This window comes from Klebsiella sp. CN_Kp097 (assembly GCF_040064495.1).
Taxonomy (GTDB): Bacteria; Pseudomonadota; Gammaproteobacteria; order Enterobacterales; family Enterobacteriaceae; genus Klebsiella; species Klebsiella aerogenes.
Map to the genome: position 1 here is coordinate 1 of NZ_JBEAIL010000018.1, position 1,090 is coordinate 1,090.

A 1,090-nucleotide genomic window follows, 5' to 3' on the forward strand; every position below is an offset into this window, starting at 1 on the left:
TGAATCTTATCTGGGGATACGTCGCCATCGCCGTGTTTATGACCGGCGACGGTTTTGAACTCGCCTTCCTCTCGCACTACATCAAGGAGCTGGGCTTCAGCCCGGCGCAGGCCTCTTTCGCCTTCACCCTCTACGGCCTCGCCGCCGCTCTGTCGGCCTGGGTCTCCGGCGTGGTCGCGGAAATTATCACCCCGCGTAAAACCATGTTTATCGGTTTCGTGCTGTGGTGCGTGTTCCACGTCCTGTTCCTCGTCTTCGGCCTCGGTCGCGCCAACTACGCCTTAATCCTGCTGTTTTACGGTATCCGCGGCCTGGCCTATCCGCTGTTCCTCTATTCGTTTATCGTCGCCATTATTCATAACGTCCGCAGCGACAGCTCCAGCTCGGCCCTGGGCTGGTTCTGGGCGGTCTACTCCGTCGGCATCGGCGTGTTCGGCAGCTATATTCCGAGCTTCACCATTCCGCACATTGGCGAGATGGGCACCCTGTGGCTGGCGCTGGCGTTCTGTGTCACCGGCGGGCTGATTGCCCTGGCGGCGCTGCGCAACACCGAAACCCCGCGCCATATGCAGAATCTCACCACCCGCGAGAAGTTCTCCGAGCTGGGCCGCGCGGTGACCCTTATCTACACCAACCGCAGCATTATGCTCTCCAGCATCGTGCGCATTATCAACACCCTGTCGCTGTTCGGCTTCGCGGTGGTCATGCCGATGATGTTCGTCGATGAGCTTGGCTTCACCACTTCCGAATGGCTGCAGGTGTGGGCGGCGTTCTTCTTCACCACCATCTTCTCCAACGTCTTCTGGGGTATCGTGGCGGAGAAACTGGGCTGGATGAAAGTGGTGCGCTGGTTCGGCTGCATCGGCATGGCGCTGTCGAGCCTGGCGTTTTACTACCTGCCGCAGCACTTCGGCCATAACTTCGCCATGGCGCTGGTGCCGGCAATTGCGCTGGGGATTTTTGTCGCGGCGTTCGTGCCGATGGCGGCGGTGTTCCCGGCGCTGGAGCCAGAGCATAAAGGGGCGGCGATTTCGGTCTACAACCTGTCGGCCGGGCTGTCGAACTTCCTCGCGCCGGCGATTGCGGTGGT

At 60.7% G+C, this 1,090-nt stretch carries 1 protein-coding gene; it reads left to right on the top strand.

What is annotated here, in order from left to right:
- A partial coding sequence (locus ABLV07_RS16365) for an MFS transporter (RefSeq protein ID WP_348853621.1) occupies positions 1-1,090 on the top strand: 1,090 nt, incomplete at both ends.